Raw genomic sequence first — 25,955 nt, 5'->3', positions numbered from 1 at the left:
GTTGCCAGTTGCCGAGTGCTTGCAAGCGGGTCATTGACCGGCGTGGTCGCAGGGCCGCTCACCCTTTGCGCCTGCGCGAATCCGTTGCACGTTAGCGTTCAGCTGCCGGTGGAAAAAGTGCCGGTACAACCAACCTTTGACCCCGCTGAGGTTGGTGTTGTGCTCGCGATAGAACGCATCGGGCGAAGCATATAGCCCCAGTTCGCGGGCAATGCCCTCGCGTTGTATGTAGGTGTCGCGCCCGGTCCATTGAACAGGTGGCTCGGCCAGGGACGGAGTGGCCACCGCATACCCCACGAAAGCATGCCGGCAATCGCTAAACCGGGCCTGCACGGCCTGCAGGTACTGTTGGTCGAGAATCACTCCCTCCAGTACCACCCAGCTGCCATCCAGCAAAACTTCGACCCAGGTGTGCAGGATTTCCTGGGGCGCCAGCCAGTAGACAAATGCTGTCAGCGCCCCTTTTTGCAGGCGCTTGTCGATGGTGAAGCCGCGTAGCCTGCAAGGGATGCCCAGGGCACGCAGCAAGGCCATCAGCAGGGTCGATTTGGTATTGCAGTGACCCAGCCCCTCTTCGAGGGTTACTGACGCAGGTGTGCTGTCGGCACCGGCGTTGTAGCCGAACAGAATCTCGTCGCGGCAAAACTCGTAGACTGCCTGGGCGCCACGCTGCGGCGGCAGCTGTCGCCAGCCGCGGGTTTCAATCAGGCGGCTGATTGCCGGCGCGTCGAAGTCGAGTATCGGCGTGGGCTGCAGATAATGCTGTTGCATGCTCATTGCAAAACCTCCGTGTTTTGCCTAGCGTGGACCCTGTAGCTACTTCAAGGTCAAGCGCCGCCGCCCAGGTGATCCTTGAATTGCCTCACCAGTGCCCCGGCATCCCGACGGTAGGCAACCGCCACCGTACTGACGCAACCGTGGTCGTTCACAGGGATGAACCGCAGTGCAGCGGGGGCGATGTCTTGCATGCACCGCGGCAGCAACGCCACCCCGAACCCGGCCTGAATCAGTTGCAACTGGGTGGTCTTGCGCGAAACCACCTGGGCCGGCCGTGGGAAGAACCCGGCGGCCATGCACAGTTCTGCCGACAGGTAGCTCAACCCGCCGCGCTGGTGATGGGGGATGGAGATGAACGGTTGCTCACGCAGCTCGTTCAGGCCAATGCTTTTTCGGTTGGCCAGGGCGTGGTGGCCCGCCACCGCCAATAACAGCGGCTCATCGAACAGTGGCTCGATGCATACCCCTTCGTGTTGGCGCAGTACCGGCAGCCGCAGCATTCCGATATCCAGGCGCCCGTGGGCCAGCTCTTCTAGCTGGCCTTCAGAGGACAGCTGGGCGATTTCCATGCACACCTCTGGGTTTTCCTGCAGGTAGCCACTTAGGCGTTGCAACAGCAGCCCGGTCAGCGGCACGGTGCTGGAATGGCTGAGCCGCAGGCTGCCACGCAGGCCCTGGCCGACCGCGCGGGCCAGGTCACCCGCTTTTTCCAGGTCTTGCAGCACGTTGCGCGCACGCGGTAGGAACGCCGCGCCAGCGGCCGTCAGGTGAGGCAGGCGGGCGGTGCGCTCGAACAACGGCGTGCCCAGTTGCTGCTCCAGTTCCTTCACCTGGCGGCTGAGGGCTGACTGGGCAATGTACAGGCGTTCGGCAGCGGCGCTGAAGCTGCCGCTTTCGGCGATTTCGACGAAGTAGCGTAATTGGCGGGTAGAGATCATGGGCTATGCCGTTTCGAGATGGCGGGTGGCGATATTGGATATTAGCCGGCATGCCTGTGGTCTGGTTAAGGTAGGTTGAAATGACTAGAAGGTGTGGCCCGGATGCTCGCTGACCTGCTCGCCCAACTGCCGTTCAGCCCGCTCGGCTGGCTGCCCATCCTGCTGGGAGTGGCTGCGGCCTATGTGGTATTCGGCATTGCCGGTTTTGGTACCGCGCTGGTGGCCGGGCCCATTCTGATCAACTTCATGCCGCTGTCCCGGATCATCCCGCTGCTGGTGTTGCTGGACTTCGTGGCAGCCCTGGGCAACCTGCTGCCCTCGCGCCGCGATGTAGTGCGTGGCGAGTTGCTGCGGCTGCTGCCGTTCATGGCCATTGGTTGTACCTTGGGCGTGGTGTTCCTGCTGAAGCTCAAGTCGGACGTGCTGTTGCTGTTGATGGGGCTGTTCGTGACGGGGTATGCGCTGTACGGGTTGGCGGTAAAGGTGCGGCCGGCCACCCTGGCGGGCTGGTGGGCGGCGCCGATGGGTACGGTGGGCGGTTTGTTCGGGGCGCTGTTCGGCAGTGGCGGGTTTCTCTACGCCCTCTACCTGAGCGCGCGGCTGGAGGCCAAGGAGCAGGTGCGTGCCACTCAGAGCGCCTTGATCAGTTGCAGCACGGTGGTACGGCTGTCGCTGTTCATGCTCGCCGGGGTGTATGCCGACAAGGGGTTGCTGATGCTTGCCCTGTGCTTGCTGCCAGTGATGTTCGTTGGTCTGTGGTGCGGGCGCAGGCTCGCCTGTCGCTTGTCGCGCGAAGCGTTCGTTCGGCTGGTCACCTGGCTGGTACTGGCCAGCGGCCTGGCGCTCATCGGCCGGTACCTGAGCACCTGAGCAGGGGGTAGAATAGCCCGACCCTTGCAGCTTCCCAGGCCTGTACCGTTCATGAATACCCAGAGCATCATCGTTCCCCGGCTGTCTACCGTCCCCGTGCACGAGGCACGTGCCCGTGCCATCCTGCGCTGGTTGGTGCGGGAAAAGGTCGTCGAGGAGCAACTGACCACCTGCGGGGTTGCCGGCAACCGCATGGGCCATGCCCTGGCCGAAGGGGCACGCAAGGTGGCCCTTCACCCCGAAAAGCTGCCATTTGGCACGGCGGTGAACGGCCTTGAAGTGATGCTCAAGCGCTGCATCTACACCCCCACCGAGGGGTTTCTTGAAGAAGCCGGTTGCCCCGAATGCCGGCGCGAGGTGGGCGAGCCGCTGTTCGAAAGCCTCGAAGAGTGGATGCCTGGGGTCAGCGACAACTTCACCTGCCCGCTGTGTGGGTTCGAAGATGACATCAATGGCTTCATCTTCCTGCAACCCTGCGCCTTCTCGAACCTGGGCTTCATGTTCAATAACTGGGGCGAGGCCGGCTTCACCCAGGCGTTCCTCGACAACTTCGCCGACTGGCTCGACCAGCCGGTGGCAGTGGTGCAGGTGAACGCCAAGGCGTAAGCCAGTGCCAGTCGGTCAAGGCCTAGGTCCTGTGGCACACACCGTTCTGTAGCCTGCCGCCTGTAACTTGAAGCTTGATTTACATTGAGCGGCGCGCCGTGCATCAGTATAATGGCGCGCTTCCATTTTTCCCGCCCGGGAGCCCCCGCGATGCTGCGTATCAGCCAAGAAGCCCTGACCTTCGACGACATTCTCCTTGTACCTGGCTACTCTGAGGTACTGCCCAATGAAGTCAGTCTCAAGACCCGTTTGACCCGTGGCATCGAGCTGAACATTCCGCTGGTCTCCGCCGCTATGGACACCGTCACCGAAGCGCGCCTGGCCATTGCCATGGCCCAGGAAGGCGGCATCGGCATCATTCACAAGAACATGACCATCGAACAGCAGGCCGGCGAAGTGCGCAAGGTCAAGAAGTTCGAGGCTGGCGTGGTGAAGGACCCGATCACCATCGAAGCCGACGCCACCGTGCGCGACCTGTTCGACCTCACCCGCCTGAACAACATCTCCGGTGTTCCGGTGCTGGAGAACGGTGATCTGGTCGGTATCGTCACCTCCCGCGACGTGCGTTTCGAAACCCGCCTGGACGCCAAGGTCCGCGACGTGATGACGCCCAAAGAGCGGCTGGTCACCGTGCGCGAAGGCGCCAACAAGAACGAAGTGCGCGAGCTGCTGCACAAGCACCGCCTTGAAAAGGTGCTGATTGTCGACGACAAGTTCAGCCTCAAGGGCATGATGACCGTCAAGGACATCGAAAAAGCCAAGGCCTACCCGCTGGCCAGCAAGGACGACCAGGGTCGCCTGCGTGTCGGCGCCGCAGTCGGCACTGGCAAGGACACCGGTGAGCGCGTAGCCGCCCTGGTCGCCGCCGGCGTGGACGTGGTGGTGGTGGACACCGCCCACGGTCATTCCAAGGGCGTGATCGACCGCGTTCGCTGGGTCAAGGAAACCTACCCGCACGTGCAGGTAATCGGCGGCAACATCGCCACTGGCGCTGCTGCCAAGGCCCTGGCCGAAGCGGGCGCCGATGCGGTCAAGGTCGGTATCGGCCCAGGCTCCATCTGCACCACCCGTATCGTTGCCGGTGTCGGCGTGCCGCAGATCAGCGCCATCGCCAACGTTGCCGCTGCGCTGGAAGGCACAGGCGTGCCGCTGATCGCCGACGGTGGTATCCGCTTCTCCGGTGACCTGTCCAAGGCCATCGTTGCTGGTGCGTCCTGCGTGATGATGGGTTCGATGTTTGCCGGTACCGAAGAGGCTCCAGGCGAAGTCGAGCTGTTCCAGGGCCGTTCCTACAAGGCTTACCGCGGCATGGGCTCGCTGGGTGCCATGGCGCAGGCGCAAGGCTCGTCCGACCGCTACTTCCAGGACTCCTCGGCCGGTGCCGAGAAGCTGGTACCGGAAGGCATCGAAGGCCGTGTGCCGTACAAAGGCGCGCTGGCCGCGATCATCCACCAGCTGATGGGCGGCCTGCGTTCGTCCATGGGCTATACCGGCAGCGCGACCATCGAAGAGATGCGCACCAAGCCGGAGTTCGTGCGCATCACCGGTGCCGGCATGGCCGAGTCCCACGTGCACGACGTACAGATCACCAAGGAAGCCCCCAACTACCGCGTCGGCTGATTGCCGCCAGCGGTAAGCCTCGCGCTTCAAGCTCCAAGCGGTGGCTGCGTTCAGCAGCCGCCGCGTGTTCCCCGATCAACTTGCAGCTTGCAGCTTCAAGCTCGCAGCTGAATCAGAGATTCCCCCATGGCCCTCGATATTCACGCCCACCGTATCCTGATCCTCGATTTCGGCTCCCAGTACACCCAGCTGATCGCCCGCCGCGTGCGCGAGATCGGTGTGTACTGCGAACTGCACCCGTTCGACATGGACGATGAAGCGATCCGCGAATTCAACCCGCGCGGCATCATCCTCGCCGGTGGCCCCGAGTCGGTTCACGAAGCCAACAGCCCCCGTGCGCCGCAGGCAGTGTTCGACCTGAACGTACCCGTGCTGGGCATCTGCTACGGCATGCAGACCATGGCCGAACAGATGGGCGGCAAGGTTGCAGGCTCCGAGCTGCGTGAGTTCGGTTACGCCCGTGTCGACGTGGTAGGCAAAAGCCGCCTGCTCGACGGCATCGAAGACCATATCGACGCTGACGGCGTGCTGGGCCTGGACGTGTGGATGAGCCACGGCGACAAGGTCACCCAGATGCCGGCTGACTTCCACGTGCTGGCCAGCACCCCCAGCTGCCCGATCGCCGGCATGTTCGACGACAACCGTGGTTACTACGGCGTGCAGTTCCACCCGGAAGTGACCCACACCAAGCAGGGCGGTCGCATTCTGTCCCGCTTCGTGCAGGACATCTGCGGTTGCGAAGCCCTGTGGACCCCGTCCAACATCGTTGAAGACGCCATTGCCCAGGTGCGTGAGCAGGTGGGTTCGGCCAACGTCCTGCTGGGCCTGTCCGGCGGCGTTGACAGCTCGGTGGTTGCGGCGCTGCTGCACCGCGCCATCGGCGACCAGCTGACCTGCGTGTTCGTCGACAACGGCCTGCTGCGCCTGCACGAAGGCGACCAGGTGATGGCCATGTTCAAGGAGAACATGGGCGTCAAGGTGATCCGCGCCGACGCCGAAAAGCAGTTCCTCGACAACCTGGCCGGCGAAGCCGACCCTGAGAAGAAGCGCAAGATCATCGGCCGCACCTTCATCGACATCTTCGATGCCGAAGCCAGCAAGCTGCCGAATATCCAGTTCCTGGCCCAAGGCACCATCTACCCCGACGTGATCGAGTCGGCTGGCGCCAAGAGCGGCAAGGCCCACGTGATCAAGTCGCACCACAACGTGGGTGGCCTGCCGGAAGAGATGAACCTCAAGCTGGTCGAGCCACTGCGTGAGCTGTTCAAGGACGAAGTGCGCAAGATCGGCCTGGAACTGGGCCTGCCGTACGACATGGTCTACCGCCACCCATTCCCAGGCCCGGGCCTGGGCGTGCGCATCCTCGGCGAAGTGAAGAAGGAATACGCCGACATCCTGCGCCGTGCGGACCATATCTTCATCGAAGAGCTGCGCAAGGCTGACTGGTACCACAAAACCAGCCAGGCCTTCGTGGTGTTCCAGCCGGTGAAGTCGGTGGGCGTGGTAGGCGATGGCCGTCGTTACGCCTGGGTCGTCGCGCTGCGCGCCGTCGAAACCGTAGACTTCATGACCGCCCGTTGGGCACACCTGCCGTACGAACTGCTGGAAACCGTCAGCGGCCGTATCATCAACGAAATCGAAGGTATTTCGCGGGTGACCTACGACGTGTCGAGCAAGCCGCCTGCGACGATTGAGTGGGAATGATCCTGCGTCCGGCACTGCCCGGCACGATCTAGCAAAAAATGCCCTGAAGCCCGCGTAATTGCGGGCTTTTGTTTTTTTGGGGCTGACTCAGCAAAACAGCAACAGGAAGGTCGCCAAGTGAAGTGGGCACTGCAAGTGTGAGCGAGGCGCTGTCGCGCTACCGCTTGGCCTGACCGGGTGTTGGCGACAGGCGAGCGTTACGGCTCGCCTGCTCCAATGCACTGGCGAAGACGCGCTGTTGTTCCTCGTCGAATGCCACCAGAAACAGCTCTTCGACGGAGTGCTTGTACACCGCCCACATCCGTTTGCGCAGGTCCCGGCCGCTGTCTGTGATACGGGCAATTGCACCGCGTCCGTCCTCGGCCGCTTTCTCCCGGGCCACGTAGCCTTCCTTCTCCAGGCGGTCGACCAGGCGGGTCAGGTTGTAGCGTTCGATGGCCATGACGTCGGCCAGTTCGTGCATGCGCCTCGCGCCCGCTTGGCCGCTTTCGATTCCCCACAAGGCGTCGTACCACGCGTAGGGCGGCAGCCCCTGTTCGGCCAGGCGCCGCTCGATTTCCCGGATGAGGCAGCGGTGCGCACGGATGAAGCTGTACCAGAGGTCTGGCGTCGGGATGGTCATGGGTTCTTCCAGGTCAGGGCTGTTCATTGCAGTTGCAATCATACAGACATTGACGATAGATTTAATTGCAAGTGCAACTAATGGTTGGTTGAACAACGACCAGCTGATGCCACATCAAGGAGAGTGACCAATGGCGCAGGGCTATCCGCTTCGCGATGAAGACCCTCAAGAAACCCGCGAATGGATCGATTCGATTGCATCGGTCGTCGAGGTCGAGGGGCGCCCACGCGCGCACTTCCTGATCGACCAGCTGCTCGACTTCGACGTTTCCGTGCACGGCGACTTCCACGGGCGGGTGACCACCCCGTATGTCAACAGCATCCCCCCCGAGCGCGAGCTGCCTTACCCGGGTGACCTGGATGTCGAGAAACGCCTGAACGCCTACATCCGCTGGAACGCGCTAACCATGGTGCTGCGCGCCGGCAAGCATTCCGGCGTTGGTGGCCATATCGCCACCTATGCCTCGGCGGCGGTGCTGTATGACGTGGGGTTCGATCACTTCTTCCGTGGCCGCAGCGACACCTTTGCGGGCGATATGGTCTACATCCAGGGCCACTCGGCACCCGGCATCTATGGCCGCGCCTATACCGAAGGGCGCCTGAGTGAAGAACAACTGGACAACTTCCGCCGCGAAACCGACCGTGATGGTGTGTCTTCCTACCCGCACCCGCGCCTGATGCCGGACTTCTGGCAGTTCCCGACGGTATCCATGGGCCTGGGCCCGATCACTGCGGCGTACCAGGCGCGCTTCATGCGCTACCTCGAAAGCCGTGGGCTGAAGGAACATCAGGGCCGCAAGGTCTGGGCGTTCCTCGGCGATGGCGAGATGGACCAGCCCGAGTCGCTGGCCGCCATCTCGCTGGCCGGCCGCGAGAAGCTCGACAACATCATCTTCGTGGTCAACTGCAACCTGCAACGCCTGGATGGCCCGGTGCGCGGCAACGGCAAAGTGATCCAGGAGTTCGAGAGCCTGTACCGCGCTGCTGGCTGGAACGTCATCAAGGTGATCTGGGGCAGTGGCTGGGACGCACTGCTGGCCAAGGACAAAACCGGCTTGCTGCGCCAGCGCATGATGGAATGCGTGGATGGCGAGTATCAGACCTACAAGTCGCAGAACGGCGCCTACGTACGTGAGCACTTCTTTGGCAAGTACCCTGAGCTGCTGGAGCTGGTCAGCGACCTGAGCGATGAGCAGATCTGGAAGCTGTCGCGCGGTGGCCACGACCCGGTCAAGGTCTACAACGCCTATGCCTCGGCCACCCGTCACAAAGGCAGGCCCACGGTGATCCTGGCCAAAACGGTCAAAGGGTTCGGTATGGGGGAGGCGGGTGAAGGGCAGAACATCAACCACCAGTTGAAGAAGATGGGCGCCGATGCGGTTAAGGCATTCAGCCACCGCTTTGGCCTGGAACTGACTGACGACCAACTGGGTGAGCTGCCTTACCTGCGCCCAGCGGATGACAGCGTAGAGGCCCGCTACCTCAAAGGCCGCCGCGACAGCCTGGGTGGCCAGGTGCCGGCGCGTCACGCTCAGGTGGAGCCGCTGCAAATCCCGCCGTTGTCCACGCTCGACGCTCAGCTCAAGGGCACGGGCGAGCGCTCCATTTCCACCACCATGGCCTTTGTGCGTATCCTCAGCACCTTGTTGAAGGACCCCAACATCGGCAAGCTTGTGGTGCCCATCGTGCCGGACGAGTCACGTACCTTCGGCATGGAAAACCTGTTCCGCCAGATCGGCATCCACTCCCATGTGGGCCAGCTCTACACCCCACAGGATGCTGGCACGCTGTCGTACTACAAAGAGAGCGTAGACGGCCAGATCATGCAGGAGGGCCTTAACGAGTCGGGCGCCACGTCCTCGTGGATTGCCGCCAGTACCTCTTATGCCAACCACGGCGTCATGACGCTGCCGTTCTACATTTTCTACTCGATGTTCGGCTTCCAGCGTGTTGGCGACCTGCTGTGGGCCGCAGGCGATGCGCGCGCCCGTGGTTTCCTGCTGGGCGCTACGTCGGGGCGCACCACGCTGATGGGCGAAGGCTTGCAGCACGACGACGGCCACAGCCATGTGATGTCGGCTACCGTGCCTTGCTGCGTGTCGTACGACCCCACCTACGCCTACGAGCTGGCAGTGATCGTGCACGACGGCATGCGCCGCATGTACGTCGAGCAGGAAGACATCTACTACTACATCACCGTACTCAACGAGAACTACCCGCACCCCGACCTGCCGCAGGGTAGCGAGGCGGGTATCCTCAAGGGCCTGTACCGGCTGCCCATCGAGCACGCCAGCAACGAAAAGCGCCATGTCCAGCTGATGGGCAGCGGCTCGATCCTGCCCGAGGTCATCGCGGCGGCCGATATTCTGGCACGTGATTACGGGGTCAGCAGCGAGATCTGGAGCGCGACCAGCCTCACCGAGGTCCGGCGCGATGCCCAGCAGGCCGAGCGCTGGAACCTGTTGCACCCGCTGGATGAGCCCAAAGTGCCTTACCTGACCGAAGTGCTGGAAGGCCACCCTGGCCCGGTGGTGGTGGCTACGGATTACATGAAGATCCATGCCGATCAAATCCGGCCGTGGGTGGGCAACCGTCGTTTCGTGGCGCTGGGCACCGACGGCTTCGGTCAGTCCGACACCCGCGAGGCGTTACGTCGGCATTTTGAGGTGGACCGGCAGTTTGTGGTGCTGGCAGCGCTGAAGGCGTTGGCGGACGACGGCGTGCTTGGCCGCGATGTGGTAGCCAAGGCGCTGGCGGACATGGAAATCGACGTGGACAAGGTCGACCCCATTACCGTGTGAAGCTGTCGCGGCGAGCAAGGCCTTATTCGGAACCCGGGGTGTGCCCGAAATAGGCCTTGTACGCATGGCAGAAATTGGCCGGGTTGGCATAGCCGACATGGTAGGCAATCTGCGAGATCTGCCACTTGCGCTCCAGCACGAGCAGCCGTGCGAGCTCCAGGCGCTGCCGCCGTACATGCTGCAGGATGGAATACCCGAACTGCTGGTTGAACGTACGGCGCAGGGTGGTTTCGCTCACGTTCAACTGGCGGGCAAGCTGGGCGACGGTTGGCGGGGCAGTAGGGCTGCTGTCGAGCAAACGGCGTGTTTCCAGTGCCAGGTCACTGCGGCTGCGATCTTCGTGCAGCGTGGGTTTTGGGGCCAGGCCAGACAGATGGCTGGCCAACTCCACAACGATCCCCAGGCTGAGGCTTTCATAGTGCAAGCGCCTCAAGCTGCCGTGGTAGGGCGAGCGGTAGAGCTGTTGGAACAGACGGCTCAAGGAAGGGCTTTGGGGCAGTTGGTTGAACTGCATGCCGTCGCCCATCAGCGCCAGCAGCGGCTTGAACTGCTCATCGTCCTGGGCCAGCTCGCGCAGCGCATCGCCGGCAATACGCACACCCGCCATGCGCGCATGGCTGTGAGCCGGCAACTGGTCTTGAGCTTCCAGGCTTTCGCTCAAGCCCAGCACATGCAAACGGCCGGCATCGTACTGGTTCAGGGTGCCATCTACCTTGTGCTGCCATACCCCGTCGAACACCTGCACGATGCACAGGCTTTCGGGTAGCACCTTGTCGATGCGCAGCGGTTCTGCAAAATGCAGATGGCAATCGAAGTACTGCAAACCCTCCCGCACCGTCTGCGCCCGATAGTGCCCTGTGGCGCTGCCCATTACCTGCGCTGCACGCGTATCCAGCACGCCAGCCTGGGCCAGCGAGCCGGGGCTGTCGAAACTGAAGGTGGTGTCCAGGTAAGGTGTCAGCGATTGCATGGGGGCAGTGGTTCTCGTTAAGGGTTGCGTAGAGCAGAAATGGGGCCGCGCGCGCATTTTCGGCAATGGCCGTTGTGATCAGCCGGCTGATTGTTGTGAGGGTCGGGCAGGTGACTTGGCAGCGTGCATATTGAGGCTTTCAATACGCGTTTGTTGCACATCAGGAAACAAAATCATGACCGGCTATCTTAAATGGCCAGCTTTGCTGGCTGCTTGCTTCAGCTTGTGGTTCAGCCAGGCTCAGGCCGAGGAACGCCCTGAAGTGGCAAAGCATGTTGTCGCTTACCTGGGCACTGAAGGTGCCAAGGTATGGACGCTGCGTATTGGCGACCGCGCCGCCAACGAGGCGCTGGTGCAGGTAGAAGGCATCGACCACGACTGGGATATGCGCATTCAGAAAATGCACGTTGAAAAGACCAGCAAGGACACGCGCTACTGGACCACCGTTGACGGCAAGAAATTCGTCGCGCTGATCGTGCAGGGCACATGGGGCGGCGAGCTGTACCTGCCCGGCGAAGCGCATCCGCGCCCGGTGGGCTATTCGGAAGGCCTGTCACAGCAGGGTAATGCCGAAGCCTTCCTCACCGATTACCTGGCTGCCAAGAAATAAGTAATCTTTGCAGGGGTAATGCCTGCTTCGAAAGCCTGCATCCTGCTCGCGAAGAGGCAACCCCTGTACCGCTTGTGGCTCAGTGACCCGGCAGCATACGCACCAGTACATCGTCACGCCGTACCCGATGGTGGAACACCGCCGCCACTATGTGCAGCCCGACCACCCCCCACGCCACCCATTTGCCGATGAAGTGGTGAATATCGTCGATGGGAACTTCGAACGCTTCATAGCTCACCCCATACGTGGCACTGATCCACGCAAACGCGGCTGTCTCGTTGAAGCCTGTCACGCTGAACACGCCGTAGTCCGTAGGCGCCCCTGTGCCCAGGTAGCCGGTCAGCGGCATGACGATCAGCAACCCGTAGAGCCCCCAATGGGCTACCTGCGCCAGCCGGTGCTCGAGCTTCGAGCCAGGGGGGCTGTGTGGCTGTACCTGCAGCAGGCGCCACAGCAGCCGCGGCAGCACCAGGAAACCTACCAGCAAACCCAGCGCCCAATGCACGTTCAGCACGGGCCAGGACTCTGGCGAGGTGTCGTCCATGAACCAGATGACGTAATAAACCACGATGTAGGCGGCGATGAACGCGGCGGCGGTGGTCCAGTGAAAGAACTTGGCGAGGGCGCCAAAACGGGTGGCGGTGTTGCGCCATTGCATTGTGTTTCTCCTGGCAGGGTGGCGTCAGCGGGTAAGCAGGTTGCCCAACAGGCGATCCAGGCTGTCGAGGGCCTCGCCCAGGCGTGTTTCGATTTCGGCGTCCGGCTCGGCGATCCAGAATGACGCTTCGGTGACCGCGCCATAGATCATCCGCGCAGTCACCCCGGTGTGCAGTGGCGCCACGCTGCCCTCGGCGACCAGCCCGTCCAGCGCCTGCTGCAAAGCGGCAACGCCGACCGAGCGCGCAGCGGGGGGCACATCGCCAAACACCGCGCGAGCATCTTGCAGGATGATCCGGCGTATTTCCGGCTCCAGCGCCAGCTCCAGGTACGTGCGGCAGCGGCGGCGGAAACCCTCCCAGGGCGTAGGGGCCGCGTCGGAGACAGCTTGCAGGCGTTCGCCCACTTCCGCCTCGATTTGCTCGATGACCGCGATCAGCAGCCCCTCTTTGTTGCCGAAATGGTGGTACAGCGCCCCACGGGTCAGGCACACCTGCGCCGTGAAGTCGTCCATTGAGGTATTGGCGAAACCTTGGCTGGCAAACACCTGCCGCGCGATCGCCACCAGCTTGGCACGGGTTTCCTCGATCATGCTGGAGCGGGTGCGCCGTTGTGGCTGGGTCATGGGCTTTCCTGAACAAATCGCATACGCCGCGTACGTTAATTTGCATACGCGGCGCATGTCAATATAATCGTCAGCTCACCCAGTGCGCCGTTGAGCGCCAGGAGACGCAGATGGAAGTCATTGCAACCGAGCGGCTGATCTTGAGGCCATTCGCCAAGGAAGATGCGGCTGATCTTTTCGAGTATCTGCATCAACCCGTCTCCAGCTGCTTCTTGTCGCTCGCCCTCGCGAACCTGCAGGCGGCCGAGTGCGAAGCGCTGGACCGGGCATCCGGCAGCAAGTACCTGGCGGTATGCTTGCGTACCTCCGGCAAGCTGATTGGCGATCTGTTCGCTGAAGCCGAGGACGATACGTTCTCGGTGGGCTGGAACTTCAACCCAGCCTTCGGCGGCCAAGGCTATGCCTATGAGGCCGCTGCCCAGTTGTTCGCCCACCTGTTCGAGCAGCGTGCGGCGCGCCGGCTGTACGCCTATGTGGAAGACACCAACAGGTCATCCGAGCGTCTGTGCGAGAAGCTCGGCATGCGCCGCGAAGGCGTCTTCAAAGAGTTCGTGACGTTCATGAACGACCAGAACGGGCTGCCGATCTACGAAAACACCCAGCAGTACGCCTTGCTGCACCACGAATGGGCAGCGGCGCGCACAGGGCGTTAAGGGCCTGTAGCGCGCTTTGCATGGGCGCGCTGCAACCGTTAGAAGCGCCCGCTGAGCGTCACCATGTAACGTCGGGGTTCGCCGTAGAAGTTGGCGTAATCCGAGTAGCCCACCGTGGAGTAGTAGCGTTTGTCGAACAGGTTCTCCACGTTGACAGCGACATCCCAGTGCTTGTCGATTTTATAGTTGGCGAACGCGTTCCACAGCGTGTAACCGGCCTGGCTGAAACTGTAGTCTTGGCCTTGGCTCAGGTTGCCGTCGCTGCCGCGCACCAATGCAGTGCCCTCGACGTAAGTCGCGCTCTGGGTGGTTACGCCACCGCCCAGCTTGAGCGCCGACCACTGCCCGGGTAGCTGGTAGGTAGCAAACAGCTTGGCCAGGTGCCTGGGCGTCAGCGAGGTGTAGCTCAGCGCGCTGCTGCTTTTTTCCAGGTGGTTGTAGGTGTAGCCGAACGTCGCTTGCAGGCGCTCCAGCACCTGGCCACTGATTTCGAAATCAATGCCTTTGCTGGTGACCTCGCCTTCACGCACATAGCAGCAACTGGCCCCGGTATTGGGGTCGCTGGCGGCGCCGCTGTTCGGGTCGCGTACCGCTTCGCCTTCGCGCTTGATGGCGTACAGCGCCACGTAGGTGTTGACCTGGCCGTCCCACAGGGCGCCTTTAAGGCCCAGTTCATGACTGCGGCCGGTGATCGGGTCCAGCGCTCCGCTGCCTGGCAATGGGCCGGCCAGGCGATCGGCCTGGGACTTGTAGATTTCACTGATGCTGCCATAGGCGGTCCACTCGGGCGTGAGCGCATAGGTGAGGCCGGTGTAGGGCACCAGCACATTACGGTCTTCGTAGCGGGTGGGGATGAATTCGTTCGATTCTCGGGTGGTGTACGCGTAGGTATCAAGGTAGTGGGTGAGGCTGGCGCCGATGAATACGTGCAGCGGTTCAGCCAGTTGCACGCGCAGGTTGGTATAGAAGCCGTCACTGCGCCGGTGCAGTTTGTTGCTGCCGTCATAGAACCCTTGGCCCTTGAGGCTCGGATAATCGTGCGGGTTGAAGCTGAAGATGTTGGCAACACTGACAGGGTCAGACGACCACAAGGGCGTACGGCTTTCGTAGTCATGCCACATCCAGCCAGCGACCAGGCTGTGTTCCAGGCCCAATGCGCTGAACGTGCCGCGCAGGGACACGTCCACCGACCGTTCATGCGCCTTGGCGTTCTGGCCGCCCCAGGTGGCCGCACTGCCCGACCCGGTCGACGGCTCTATGGCGCCGTTGAAGTTGTAGTAGTCCCGCAGCGAGCGGGTACGGCTGTAGAGCGTATCCAGGTTCAGGCTCCAGTCTTCGCCCAGTTGTTGCTTCAGGTTGGCGAAGTAGGTGTCGTTGCGTTGCAGCAGGTAATCGTGAGCGCCTGCCAGGAACGTGCTGCGTGGCAGTTTCAGGTCGGCACCGGTGCTGTAGCGGGGCAGGCCATAGGCCTGGTCGCTGTCGCGATAACGGCTGTGGGTCAGGCCCAGCAGCAGGTTGGTGCTGTCGGTCAGGTCTGCCTCCAGCACGCCGTAGAACAGGTCGTGGTTGGCGCCGGCATCGTCCATGAACGACTGCTTGTTCTGGCTGACGACCACGGCCCGACCCCGCAGTTTGCCGTCAAAAGCCAAAGGGCCGCCGGCATCCAGTTCACTGCGGTAGTCATCCCAACGGCCAGCCGAAGTGGTGAAGTTGACCTGGGGGGTGAAGGTCGGGCGTTTGCGCACGAAGTTGACGGTGCCGCCCGGCTCGCCGGCACCGGCGAACAGGCCGTCTGCCCCGCGCAGCACTTCAAGGTGGTCAAAGATGGCGGTGTCGGCATTCTTCCACACGCCATCGACCATGGAGGCGCCGCCATCAATGCGGAAGTTGGTCACCTCGAAACCTCGTGACAGGTAGCGGGTGGAGGTCAGGCTGCCCTCATAGAGGCTGATGCCCGTGGTCTGCGCCATTGCCTGGGTCACGGTGGTGAGCTTCTGGTCCTCCAGACGCTGGTGGCTGATCACGCTGACGGTTTGCGGGGTGTCCTTGATCGCCTGGGGCGCTTTGCCCACCGAAACCGAGCCGGTGGTATACGAGCCGGAGCCTTCGGTAACGTCCCCCAGGCCGTCGGCGTTGACGGTGCTGGGCGCCAGTTCCAGGGCGTCGCCCTGTTGGGCGCTGACCAGGCTGTAGCGGCCGTCACGCTCGCGGATAGCTTGCAGGCCGGTGCCACGCAGCAGCTGCGCCAGGGCCTGGTCCAACGAGTACTGCCCGCTGAGGCCTGGGGTGCGCTTGCCGGCGGCAAGGCGCGTGTCGAACGACAGCACCACGCCGGCCTGGGCGGCAAGCTGCGTCAGCGCTGCATCCAGTTCACCCTGTGCTACTTGGTACTGCTGCAGCGGCGCAGCCAGTATGCTGGCAGGGCCGGCGAGCAACAGAGCAAGCAGCAGGTGAGTGCGCGAACGGGGCAGAGGCTTGGGCGTCATGGTGTTCTCTCAAGGGATCCGGGCCAGCCCGTGCTGGCATCACCTGTAAGTCGAACGAGCCAAGGCAATGTGTTCAGGTAACGGAGCAATTCAGGCGCGGACCACCGTCACCCAGTAGCGCGTGCGCGCTTGCACACGTACGGGCAGGGCGCTGGTGATGGCGCGCAGGGCCTGCTCGGTGTCGTCCAGCCTGAAAGTGCCGCTCACGCGCAGGCCGGCCACGTCCGGCCCACAGTGCAGCCAGCCCGAGCGATAGCGGGAAAGCTCGGCCAACAGCTGGTCCAGCCGTAGCCCGTTGGCAATGATCAGGCCCTGATCCCAGGCATCGCTGCCGGCCGGCAGGGCGAGCAGCGGGCTGAAGCGCTCACGGTCGAATTCGCAGCGCTGCTGCTGGCTGGCAAGCAATGACTGGCCGCTGGGCAGGGTGACCCGTGCCTGCTGCTGATGCACGTTCAGGCGGGTGCTGGTCTCCAGCACCCGCAGCGAGAAGCGGCAGGCCTGGGTGTCTACGCGCCCGTGGGTGGTTTGCGCCTGGCACTGCTGGCCGAGGGGCACCTGCACCATGATCTCCCCCTGGCGCAGCTTCAGGCGGGTGCCCGTTGGCGTGTCGCTCACATCCAACGCGGTGTCTGTGTTCAGGCGCACGGTGGTGCCGTTGCCAAGGTTCAGCTTGAGTTGCTCGCCCACACCGCTGCGGTAGTCGGCCAGCCAAGGCAGGGTCGTGCGTTGCTGATAGCCGCCCAGGCTTAGCGCAGTACCACCCAGCAGCACCATGCCTGCCTTGATCACCCGCCGCCTGCTGGCACGTCGATGCTCGGCACTGACGTCCAGCACGCGGCGGGCCACGGGCAGGGCCTGCCCGGTCATGCGGCCCTGCAGGCGCTCAGCCTGCTGCCAGGCCCAAGCGTTGTCCGGGCTTGCATCGTGCCACTGCTGCCAGGCGTGGCAATCGCTTTGTCGGGCCTCGCCGCTGTTGAGCTGGCACAGCCATTCGGCAGCCTGGCGCAACGCGGCCAACTGCCCGGGGCCCAGCGCAGGGTTCACAGCCCGTGGCTCAGGCTGTAGAGCATGCAGTGTTCAGCGGCCTTGGTGATGTAGCGCCGTACGCTCATCTCCGAGATGCCCAGTGTCGTCGCAATGTGCTTGTAGGGCATGCCCTCCACCTGGGACAGCAGAAATGCCTGACGCACCGCTTCTCCCAGGGCGGCAAGCATGGCATCCAGTTCATACAGCGTTTCCAGCAACGCCAAGTGCTGTTCGGGGGGCATTTGCAACGCTTCGGGCTGTTCGGCCATCACTTGGAGCCAGGCTTTTTCCAGGTGGGCGCGGCGCAGCCGATCAATCATCAGCCGCCGGGCAATGGTAGCCAGGTAACCTTTGGGCTCGCGCACGGCGCTCAACTTGGCTGCCGCATCCGCTGCCGTGAGCACCCGGATGAACACGTCCTGGACCAGGTCGGCGGCCAGGTGCCGGCAGTTCACACGCGGGCGCAGCCAGCCGTGCAACCATTGGCTCTGGGCCCGGTAAAGGTGGGAAACCTGGGTGTTGAGGGAGGCGTCCTGCATGCTCATGGCGTCGGGTTGTCGATTGAGGTGTAAATGGGAATTGTTCGTATATTAAGCGCGGCATTTTCCGTATTGCAACCCGCTTTGCGGGACGCGTTGGGCGCTGCGGCAACACTTCACTTAATCTTTCGCAAATGCAGGTGTATCGTATTCGCCCTTGATCGTCAGCCATGCTGGCAGCTTGATAGCGCCTAACACGAGGTTCCCGCTGCATGTCCTTCACCCGTCGACAAATGCTCAAAGGCCTGACCGGCCTGGTTGTGGTTGGCCTGGGCGCCGGTGGCGCTGCACGGTACTGGCTGGGCAAGGTCGAGGACGATAACGCGGGCCACGACTACGAGCTGATTGCGGCGCCGCTGGAGGTGGAGCTGGTGGCCGGGCACAAGACTGAGGCCTGGGCCTTTGGCCCCAGCGCCCCGGGTACCGAATTGCGGGTGCGTCAGGGCACCTGGCTGCGGGTACGCTTCATCAACCACCTGCCGATCGAAACCACCATCCACTGGCATGGCATCCGCCTGCCGCTGGAAATGGACGGCGTGCCCTACGTATCGCAGTTGCCAGTCAAACCGGGGGAGTATTTCGACTACAAGTTCCGCGTGCCAGACGCCGGCAGCTATTGGTACCACCCTCACGTCAGCAGCTCCGAAGAGCTTGGCCGTGGCCTGGTTGGGCCGCTGATTGTCGAGGAGCGCGAGCCCACGGGCTTCCAGCACGAGCGCACCCTCAGCCTGAAAACCTGGCATGTGGACGAGCAGGGCGCCTGGATGCCCTTCAGCGTCCCGCGCGAAGCTGCGCGCAACGGCACCGCCGGGCGGCTGATCACCATCAACGGCCAGGCCGATGCCGTCACCGAGTTGCCGGCCGGGCAAGTGGTGCGGGTACGGCTGCTGAACCTGGACAACACCTGGACCTACCGGCTCAACCTCAAGGGCAACTGCGAGGCGCGGGTGTATGCGCTGGATGGCAACCCCATTACGCCGCGGCCACTGGAGGATGAGTACTGGCTTGGCCCGGGCATGCGCATCTGCCTGGCCATTCGCATTCCCCAGGCGGGTGAAGAGATCTCGCTGCGCGACGGTTTTGTACGTTTGGGTACCTTGCGTTCGGTGGCCAGCAACGACACCCCCGGTGACTGGCCGGCAGCATTGCCCGCCAACCCGATCGCCGAGCCGGACCTGGAGAATGCCGAAAAGCTGAACTTCAATTTCGAATGGGCGGGCAAGGTGTCGGTAGGCACCGACCAGGGCAAGCCCCCCAGCCTGTGGCAGATCAACGGCCAGGCCTGGGATATCACCGACAAGACCTGCGCCGACCGCCCGATCGCTACGCTCAAACAGGGCAAGAGCTACATCTTCGAGCTGAAGAACATGACCCAGTACCAGCACCCCATTCACCTGCATGGCATGAGCTTCAAGGTGATCGGGTCGAATCGCCACGACATCAAGGAGCCCTGGTTTACCGACACCTACCTGCTGGGCCGCAACGAGCGTGCTCAGGTGGCGCTGGTGGCCGATAACCCTGGCACCTGGATGTTCCACTGCCATGTCATCGACCACATGGAAACCGGCCTGATGGCCGCGATCGCGGTGGTTTGATGCGCCCGCAGATCATCGACCGCAGCCGTGACCAGGACTTCATGCGCATGGCCCTGGCCCTGGCCGCCGAGGGTGCGCAACTGGGTGAGGTGCCGGTGGGGGCGGTGCTGGTGCAACATGGCCAGGTGATTGGCCAAGGCTTCAACCGGCCGATCACCGACAGCGACCCCAGCGCGCACGCCGAAATGGTGGCCATCCGTGCGGCCGCGCACGCGGTCAGCAATTACCGTCTGCCGGGCAGCACGCTTTACGTGACGCTTGAGCCCTGCAGCATGTGTGCGGGGCTGATTGTGCATTCGCGGGTGGCGCGGGTGGTATACGGGGCGCTGGAGCCAAAGGCGGGTATCGTGCAAAGCCAGGGCCAGTTCTTCAACCAAGGCTTTCTCAACCGTCGCGTGATGTTCGAGGGTGGGGTACTGGCCGAGGAATGCGGGCAGATCTTGAGCGAGTTCTTCAGGGCTCGCCGCGTCAAGGGCTGAGCGGCTCTGGCCCTGATCTCGGCAAGCCACCGATCTCTCAAGCACACCACGCCACCTGTGGGAGCGGGTTTACCCGCGAAGCAGGCACCGCGGTGCATGGCACCGGCTTCGCCGGTGTTCGCGGGTAAACCCGCTCCCACAGTGATTGCGCTAACTTTGAGATTATCGTGGAAGACAGTTGCTCCACAGGGCCCTGCTAAATCCATGAGCCTTGTGCGTTGGCTTGCAGGCGACAGGGCCCGCGAGCTTACATCCGCGGAGCCTGCTCCGCAGGCTTGTCCTTGTTCACCCCGGGTACATGCAGGTTGCCTTCGGCCACCTGGCCTTCCAGCTGGGGCTGGGTCACCCAGGTCAGGATGTCGTAGTACCGCCGAATGTTGGCGACGAAGTGCACCGGCTCGCCGCCGCGGGCGTACCCGTATTTGGTCTGGCGATACCACTGCTTTTGCGCGAGCCGTGGCAGCATCTTTTTCACATCCAGCCATTTGTTGGGGTTGAGCTTTTCACGCTTGGCCAGGGTGCGTGCATCTTCAAGGTGCCCGGTGCCGACGTTGTAGGCTGCCAGCGCGAACCAGGTGCGGTCCGGTTCCTGAATGCTGTCGTCCAGCTCGGCCTTGATCTTCATGAAGTACTTGGCGCCGCCCTGGATGCTTTGCCTGGGGTCCAGTCGGTTGGACACGCCCATGGCCTGGGCCGTGCGCTGGGTCAGCATCATCAGGCCGCGCACGCCGGTCTTGGAGGTGACTTCCGGCTGCCACATGGATTCCTGGTAGCCAATGGCTGCCAGCAGGCGCCAGTCCACCTGCTCGACCTTGGCGTAGCTTTTGAAGTGCTTTTCATATTTGGGCAGGCGCTGCTGCAGGTGCTGGGCGAAGGTGTAGGCGCCCACATAGCCCAGCACGTCGACGTGCCCGTAGTAGCGGTCTTTCAGGCGCTGCAGGGTACCGTTTTTCTGCGCTTTGTCGAGGAATGCATTCACCTCGTTGAGCAGGCTGTTGTCTTCGCCAGGTGCCACGGCCCAACGCTGGTCGCGGGTGTCGCCCAGGTCGAAGGCCACGCGCACGTTGGGGAAGTACACCTGGTTCATGGCCAGTTCGTTGGAGTCCACCAGGGTCAGGTCGATCTGGCCTTCGTCCACCATGCGCAGCAGGTCGACCACCTCGACGGCATCGGATTCCTCGTATTGCAGGCCGGGGTACTGCTTTTTCAATTCGGCCAGCTGGTCGGCATGGCTGCTGCCCTTGAGCACGAGGATCTTCTTGCCCACCAGGCCCTGGGCATCGGTAGGGCGTGGGCGGCCGTTGCGGTAGATGACCTGGGGGGTCACCTCGAGGTAGGGGTGGGAGAACCGGGCCTGGGCCTTGCGCCGCTCGCTGGTGACCAGCCCCGCCGCCGCCAGGACTGGCCCGGACGGTTTGCCCAGGTCGTCGAACAGTTCGTCCAGGTTGTCTGCGGTTTCGATTTCCAGCTTCACGCCCAGATCGTCGGCGAAATGCTTGACCAGCTCGTACTCGAAGCCGGTTTCGCCGTTGCGATCCTGGAAGTAGGTGGCCGGGCTGTTGCGGGTGACCACGCGCAGCACGCCGTCCTCCTTCACGCGCTCGAGGGTGCTGGGTTTTTCAACGCAGGCACCGAGCAGCAGAAAGAGACCGGTTGCGAAAAGCCATTTGGCGCAACGCTGGCGCAAAGCAGTGTGGGCGAACATAGGTTGCAGTATACGCAAAGGACTGGCTGCGCCATATCTCGACAACTACCAGGGAGTCTGATAGCGGCTTTTGAGCGGCAAGCGGCAAGCGGCAAGCTGCAAGAAAAAGCGGATGCGGCACGGTTCGCTCTTTCTTGCAGCTTGCAGCTTGCAGCTTGCCGCTGCTTTTCTGACCCGAAAGTCCGGTTCGGCCACTTGGCAGGCATGGCGCAGAGCGGGTGCCGAAGCCATCGAATTAGGCTAGAATGCACGGCCTCCAAGTACACCCCTTCTGAGGCTGTCCCGACGATGTTGATCCTGCGCGGCGCTCCTGCCCTTTCTGCCTTTCGCCACGGTAAATTACTCGAGCAACTGAGCCAGAAAGTCCCCGCTGTTACTGGTTTGTATGCCGAATTCGCCCACTTCGCCGATGTCGACGGCGAGCTGACCGCCGACCAGCAGCAGGTGCTGGGCCGTCTGCTCAAGTACGGCCCCAGCGTACCGGTACAGGAACCCACCGGTCGTCTGTTCCTGATCGTGCCGCGCCTGGGTACCATCTCGCCTTGGGCCAGCAAGGCCAGCGACATCGCCCATAACTGCGGCCTGCAGTCGATCCAGCGCCTGGAGCGCGGCATCGCCTATTACGTTGCTGGCAACCTCAGCGAGGCCGACGCTGGCCGCGTCGCTGCCGAGTTGCACGACCGCATGACCCAGCGCGTGCTCGGCCAGCTGGAGCAGGCCGCCGACATGTTCAGCCATGCCCAGCCCAAGCCGATGACCTCGGTAGACATCCTGGCCGGTGGCCGTGATGCGCTGGCCAAGGCCAACATCGACCTGGGCCTGGCCTTGGCCGAAGACGAGATCGACTACCTGGTCAATGCGTTCCAGGGCCTCAAGCGCAACCCGAACGACATCGAACTGATGATGTTCGCCCAGGCCAACTCCGAGCACTGCCGCCACAAGATCTTCAACGCCAGTTGGGACATCGACGGCCAGGCCCAGGAAAAAAGCCTGTTCGGCATGATCAAGAACACCTACCAGATGCACAGCGAAGGCGTGCTGTCGGCCTACAAGGACAACGCCTCGGTCATCGTCGGTAACGTCGCCGGGCGTTTCTTCCCCAACCCTGAAACCCGCCAGTACGGTGCGGTGCAGGAGCCGGTGCACATCCTGATGAAGGTGGAAACCCACAACCACCCGACCGCCATCGCCCCGTTCTCGGGTGCCTCGACAGGTTCCGGCGGTGAAATCCGCGACGAAGGTGCCACCGGCCGTGGTGCCAAGCCCAAGGCTGGCCTCACCGGCTTCACCGTGTCCAACCTGCGCATCCCCGGCTTCGAGCAGCCATGGGAGCAGGCCTATGGCAAACCCGAGCGCATCGTCGACGCCCTCGACATCATGATCGAAGGCCCGCTCGGCGGCGCTGCGTTCAACAACGAATTCGGTCGCCCGGCCCTGACCGGTTACTTCCGCACCTTCGAGCAAGCCATCAACACCCCCCACGGTGAAGAAGTGCGCGGCTACCACAAGCCGATCATGCTCGCAGGCGGCATGGGCAACATCCGTGAAGACCATGTGCAGAAGGGCGAAATCACCGTTGGCGCCAAGCTGATCGTGCTCGGCGGCCCAGCCATGCTCATCGGCCTGGGCGGCGGGGCTGCTTCGTCCGTGGCTACCGGTGCCAGCTCGGCTGACCTGGACTTCGCCTCGGTACAGCGCGAAAACCCGGAAATGGAGCGCCGCTGCCAGGAGGTCATCGACCGCTGCTGGCAGCTGGGCGACAGCAACCCCATCGCCTTCATTCACGACGTGGGCGCGGGCGGCATTTCCAACGCCTTCCCCGAACTGGTCAACGACGGTGGCCGCGGTGGCCGCTTCGAACTGCGCAACGTGCCTAACGACGAGCCGGGCATGGCCCCGCACGAAATCTGGAGCAACGAATCGCAGGAGCGTTACGTGCTTGCCGTCAGCGCTGGCGACTTCGAGCGGTTCCAGGCCATTTGCGAGCGCGAGCGTTGCCCGTTCGCGGTGGTCGGTGAAGCGACTGAAGAGCCACACCTGACCGTAAGCGACAGCCACTTCGGCAATACCCCGGTGGACATGCCGCTGGACGTATTGCTGGGCAAGCCGCCGCGCATGCACCGCTCGGTCACCCGCGAAGCCGAGCTGGGCGATGACTTCGACCCGAGCGAGCTGGACCTTGACAGCGCCGTTCAGCGCGTGCTCAACCACCCGGCCGTGGCCAGCAAGAGCTTCCTGATCACCATCGGTGACCGCACCATCACCGGCTTGGTCGCCCGCGACCAGATGGTCGGCCCCTGGCAGGTGCCGGTGGCTGACTGCGCAGTGACCGCCACCAGCTTCGACGTCTACACCGGTGAGGCCATGGCCATGGGCGAGCGCACCCCGCTGGCCCTGCTGGATGCCCCGGCGTCCGGTCGCATGGCCATTGGCGAGACCCTGACCAACCTGGCCGCCTCGCGCATCGACAAGCTGTCCGACATCAAGCTGTCGGCCAACTGGATGTCCGCTGCGGGCCACCCGGGTGAGGATGCCCGCCTGTACGACACCGTCAAGGCCGTCGGCATGGAGCTGTGCCCGGAACTGGGCATCACCATCCCGGTCGGTAAAGACTCGATGTCGATGAAGACCAAGTGGAGCGAAGAGGGCGTCGAGAAAAGCGTTACCTCGCCGCTGTCGCTGATCATCACCGGCTTCGCTCCGGTCACCGATATCCGCAAGACCCTCACCCCGCAACTGCGTATGGACAAGGGCGAGACCGACCTGATTCTGGTCGACCTGGGCCGTGGCAAGAACCGCATGGGCGCCTCGATCCTGGCCCAGACCTACGGCAAGATCGCAGCCCAGGCACCCGACGTCGACGACGCAGAAGACCTCAAGGCGTTCTTCGCGGTGATCCAGGGCCTGAACGAAGACGGCCACCTGCTGGCCTACCACGACCGCTCCGACGGCGGCCTGATGACCACCGTGCTGGAAATGGCCTTTGCCGGCCACTGTGGCCTGGATTTGCAACTCGATCCGCTGACCGACAGCAAGGCCGATGTGGCCGCCATCCTCTTCAACGAAGAGCTGGGTGCGGTGATCCAGGTTCGCCAGGACGCCACCCCGGACGTTCTGGCCCAGTTCAGCGCCGCCGGCCTGGGCGAGCAGTGCGTGGCCGTGATCGGCAAGCCGGTCAACAACGCCGAGGTGTCCATCAGCCTGAACGGCGAAGTGCTGTTCGACGACGACCGCCGCATGCTGCAGCGTCAGTGGGCCGAAACCAGCTACCAGGTGCAGCGCCTGCGCGACAACGCCGATTGCGCCGACCAGGAATTCGACCTGCTGCTGGAAGAAGACAACCCTGGCCTGTCGGTGAAGCTGGGCTTCGACGTCAACGATGACGTGGCTGCCCCCTATATCAAGAAAGGCATTCGCCCACAGGTGGCCATCCTGCGTGAGCAGGGCGTCAACGGCCAGGTCGAGATGGCTGCTGCCTTCGACCGCGCAGGTTTCGCCGCCATCGACGTGCACATGAGCGATATCCTGGCTGGTCGTGTCGACTTCGAAGCCTTCAAGGGCCTGGTCGCCTGCGGTGGTTTCTCCTACGGTGACGTGCTGGGTGCAGGTGAGGGCTGGGCCAAGTCGGCGCTGTTCAACAGCCGCGCCCGCGATGCTTTCCAGGCCTTCTTCGAGCGCAGCGACAGCTTCGCCCTGGGCGTGTGCAACGGTTGCCAGATGATGTCCAACCTGCACGAGCTGATCCCGGGCACCGAGTACTGGCCGCACTTCGTGCGCAACCGGTCCGAACAGTTCGAGGCGCGGGTGGCCATGGTCGAGGTGCAGAAGTCCAACTCGATCTTCTTGCAGGGCATGGCCGGTTCGCGCATGCCAATTGCCATCGCCCACGGTGAAGGCCATGCCGAGTTCGCCAGCGAAGAGGCATTGGTGGAAGCGGATGTTTCCGGTTGCGTGGCACTGCGCTACGTCGACAACCACGGCAAGGTCACGGAAGCCTACCCGGCTAACCCGAACGGCTCGCCGCGCGGTATCACCGGCCTTACCAGCCGCGATGGCCGTGTGACCATCATGATGCCGCACCCGGAGCGTATGTTCCGTGCCGTGCAGAACTCCTGGCGCCCGGATGAGTGGCAGGAAGACGCGGCACTGATGCGCATGTTCCGCAATGCTCGGGTGTGGGTGAACTAAGGCGTGTACAAGCTCGCCTTCTTTGTCCCTGCCAGCCATGTGGAGGTGGTCAAGGCTGCTGTGTTCGCTGCTGGTGGCGGGCGTATCGGTGGTTATGACCACTGCGCTTGGCAGGCCTTGGGCCAGGGGCAGTTTCGCCCGTTGGACGGCAGCCAGCCGTACCTTGGGCAGGCTGGCCAGGTCGAGGTGGTGGAGGAGTGGAAGGTGGAGCTTGTGGTTGCTGACGGCCTGATTGCTCAGGTCGTCGCTGCGCTCAAGGGGAGCCATCCTTATGAGACGCCGGCTTATGAGGTATGGCGCCTTGCCGAATTCTAGTGTTCGAATTGGACGTTTGTTTATCTACTAAGCGTGTTTGCTCGGTATATGAGCACACTCTGGCTAGGCTTGAAGCTTGAAGCTTTGCGTGGGTATTGAGAATGGGCTTAGTCCATTTACGATGGAGACGCTTAATCACCTTTTCGCCCTTACGGCGAGTCACTTTTTGT

21 protein-coding genes are annotated in these 25,955 nt (G+C 63.0%); 11 read left to right on the top strand and 10 right to left on the bottom strand.

Translation table 11 applies throughout. The annotated features are described in order from the left end of the window. Positions 1-30: 30 nt before the first annotated feature. The gene (locus IAE36_RS17255) at positions 31-777 is read right to left on the bottom strand and encodes a transglutaminase-like domain-containing protein (RefSeq protein WP_201213641.1); all 747 of its coding nucleotides are present in this window, start codon (positions 775-777) and stop codon (positions 31-33) included. A 50-nt stretch (positions 778-827) separates the two neighbouring features. Next, entirely contained in the window at positions 828-1,715 is an 888-nt protein-coding gene (locus IAE36_RS17250; protein ID WP_201213640.1) for a LysR family transcriptional regulator, read from the bottom strand. Between the two features lie 114 nt (positions 1,716-1,829). Here IAE36_RS17250 and IAE36_RS17245 point away from each other — a divergent pair, with 114 nt between their 5' ends. The 4 genes from IAE36_RS17245 (at position 1,830) to guaA (ending at position 6,515) form a co-directional block, all read left to right on the top strand. Further along, positions 1,830-2,585 (top strand): sulfite exporter TauE/SafE family protein, encoded by a 756-nt coding sequence (locus IAE36_RS17245; RefSeq protein WP_201213688.1) that lies wholly within the window; start codon positions 1,830-1,832, stop codon positions 2,583-2,585. A 51-nt stretch (positions 2,586-2,636) separates the two neighbouring features. Beyond that, positions 2,637-3,191, top strand: a complete 555-nt coding sequence (locus tag IAE36_RS17240; protein WP_028631459.1) for a hypothetical protein — start codon at positions 2,637-2,639, stop codon at positions 3,189-3,191. Between the two features lie 150 nt (positions 3,192-3,341). Then, positions 3,342-4,811, top strand: coding sequence for an IMP dehydrogenase (gene guaB / locus IAE36_RS17235; RefSeq protein WP_028631458.1), 1,470 nt, complete (start codon positions 3,342-3,344; stop codon positions 4,809-4,811). Between the two features lie 126 nt (positions 4,812-4,937). Then, entirely contained in the window at positions 4,938-6,515 is a 1,578-nt protein-coding gene (guaA, locus tag IAE36_RS17230; protein WP_028631457.1) for a glutamine-hydrolyzing GMP synthase, read from the top strand. Between the two features lie 157 nt (positions 6,516-6,672). Here guaA and IAE36_RS17225 read toward each other — a convergent pair whose 3' ends face one another. Then, positions 6,673-7,137: a MarR family winged helix-turn-helix transcriptional regulator gene (locus IAE36_RS17225; RefSeq protein WP_201213687.1), complete on the bottom strand. Its 465-nt coding sequence runs from the start codon at positions 7,135-7,137 to the stop codon at positions 6,673-6,675. 130 nt (positions 7,138-7,267) lie between these two features. Between IAE36_RS17225 and aceE the strand changes: the two genes are divergently transcribed. After that, the gene (gene aceE, locus IAE36_RS17220; RefSeq protein WP_201213639.1) at positions 7,268-9,937 is read left to right on the top strand and encodes a pyruvate dehydrogenase (acetyl-transferring), homodimeric type; all 2,670 of its coding nucleotides are present in this window, start codon (positions 7,268-7,270) and stop codon (positions 9,935-9,937) included. Positions 9,938-9,959: 22 nt separating this feature from the next. Here the strand turns inward: aceE and IAE36_RS17215 are convergent, their stop codons facing one another. Further along, positions 9,960-10,907 (bottom strand): helix-turn-helix transcriptional regulator, encoded by a 948-nt coding sequence (locus IAE36_RS17215; RefSeq protein ID WP_201213638.1) that lies wholly within the window; start codon positions 10,905-10,907, stop codon positions 9,960-9,962. Between the two features lie 175 nt (positions 10,908-11,082). Between IAE36_RS17215 and IAE36_RS17210 the strand changes: the two genes are divergently transcribed. Beyond that, positions 11,083-11,517 (top strand): hypothetical protein, encoded by a 435-nt coding sequence (locus IAE36_RS17210; protein WP_201213637.1) that lies wholly within the window; start codon positions 11,083-11,085, stop codon positions 11,515-11,517. A gap of 79 nt (positions 11,518-11,596) precedes the next feature. Here the strand turns inward: IAE36_RS17210 and IAE36_RS17205 are convergent, their stop codons facing one another. Both IAE36_RS17205 and IAE36_RS17200 read right to left on the bottom strand, forming a co-directional pair. After that, entirely contained in the window at positions 11,597-12,175 is a 579-nt protein-coding gene (locus tag IAE36_RS17205; protein ID WP_028634821.1) for a cytochrome b, read from the bottom strand. Positions 12,176-12,199: 24 nt separating this feature from the next. Then, entirely contained in the window at positions 12,200-12,799 is a 600-nt protein-coding gene (locus IAE36_RS17200) for a TetR/AcrR family transcriptional regulator (protein WP_033728168.1), read from the bottom strand. Between the two features lie 110 nt (positions 12,800-12,909). Between IAE36_RS17200 and IAE36_RS17195 the strand changes: the two genes are divergently transcribed. After that, positions 12,910-13,452, top strand: coding sequence for a GNAT family N-acetyltransferase (locus IAE36_RS17195; protein ID WP_201213635.1), 543 nt, complete (start codon positions 12,910-12,912; stop codon positions 13,450-13,452). 38 nt (positions 13,453-13,490) lie between these two features. On the opposite strand, the gene IAE36_RS17190 is transcribed toward IAE36_RS17195, so the two are convergent. From IAE36_RS17190 to IAE36_RS17180, 3 genes are all read right to left on the bottom strand, one after another. Further along, entirely contained in the window at positions 13,491-15,938 is a 2,448-nt protein-coding gene (locus IAE36_RS17190; protein WP_028634824.1) for a TonB-dependent siderophore receptor, read from the bottom strand. A 90-nt stretch (positions 15,939-16,028) separates the two neighbouring features. Beyond that, the gene (locus IAE36_RS17185; protein ID WP_328822871.1) at positions 16,029-16,982 is read right to left on the bottom strand and encodes a FecR domain-containing protein; all 954 of its coding nucleotides are present in this window, start codon (positions 16,980-16,982) and stop codon (positions 16,029-16,031) included. Then, complete coding sequence (locus IAE36_RS17180; protein ID WP_201213633.1) at positions 16,979-17,509, bottom strand: sigma-70 family RNA polymerase sigma factor; 531 nt, start codon at positions 17,507-17,509, stop codon at positions 16,979-16,981. Before IAE36_RS17180 ends, IAE36_RS17185 begins: the two co-directional genes overlap by 4 nt. Positions 17,510-17,715: 206 nt before the next feature. Here IAE36_RS17180 and IAE36_RS17175 point away from each other — a divergent pair, with 206 nt between their 5' ends. Both IAE36_RS17175 and tadA read left to right on the top strand, forming a co-directional pair. Further along, positions 17,716-19,098 (top strand): multicopper oxidase family protein, encoded by a 1,383-nt coding sequence (locus IAE36_RS17175; RefSeq protein WP_201163232.1) that lies wholly within the window; start codon positions 17,716-17,718, stop codon positions 19,096-19,098. Next, entirely contained in the window at positions 19,098-19,577 is a 480-nt protein-coding gene (gene tadA, locus IAE36_RS17170; RefSeq protein ID WP_201213631.1) for a tRNA adenosine(34) deaminase TadA, read from the top strand. The genes IAE36_RS17175 and tadA overlap by 1 nt, the downstream gene beginning before the upstream one ends. A 247-nt stretch (positions 19,578-19,824) precedes the next feature. Here tadA and mltF read toward each other — a convergent pair whose 3' ends face one another. Further along, the gene (mltF, locus tag IAE36_RS17165) at positions 19,825-21,282 is read right to left on the bottom strand and encodes a membrane-bound lytic murein transglycosylase MltF (RefSeq protein WP_201213629.1); all 1,458 of its coding nucleotides are present in this window, start codon (positions 21,280-21,282) and stop codon (positions 19,825-19,827) included. Between the two features lie 288 nt (positions 21,283-21,570). On the opposite strand from mltF, the gene purL reads away from it, so the two are divergent. Both purL and IAE36_RS17155 read left to right on the top strand, forming a co-directional pair. Continuing rightward, positions 21,571-25,470 carry a phosphoribosylformylglycinamidine synthase gene (purL, locus tag IAE36_RS17160; RefSeq protein WP_201213628.1) on the top strand — a complete coding sequence of 1,300 codons (3,900 nt, stop codon included), beginning with the start codon at positions 21,571-21,573 and terminating at the stop codon, positions 25,468-25,470. 3 nt (positions 25,471-25,473) lie between these two features. Beyond that, complete coding sequence (locus IAE36_RS17155) at positions 25,474-25,785, top strand: NGG1p interacting factor 3 protein, NIF3 (protein ID WP_028634831.1); 312 nt, start codon at positions 25,474-25,476, stop codon at positions 25,783-25,785. Positions 25,786-25,955: the final 170 nt, after the last annotated feature.

Source organism: Pseudomonas sp. S36 (assembly GCF_016647875.1).
In the GTDB taxonomy this organism is placed as follows: Bacteria; Pseudomonadota; Gammaproteobacteria; order Pseudomonadales; family Pseudomonadaceae; genus Aquipseudomonas; species Aquipseudomonas parafulva.
The sequence above is the reverse complement of the archived record's forward strand: the minus strand, read 5'-3'. Positions and strand labels throughout refer to the sequence as shown.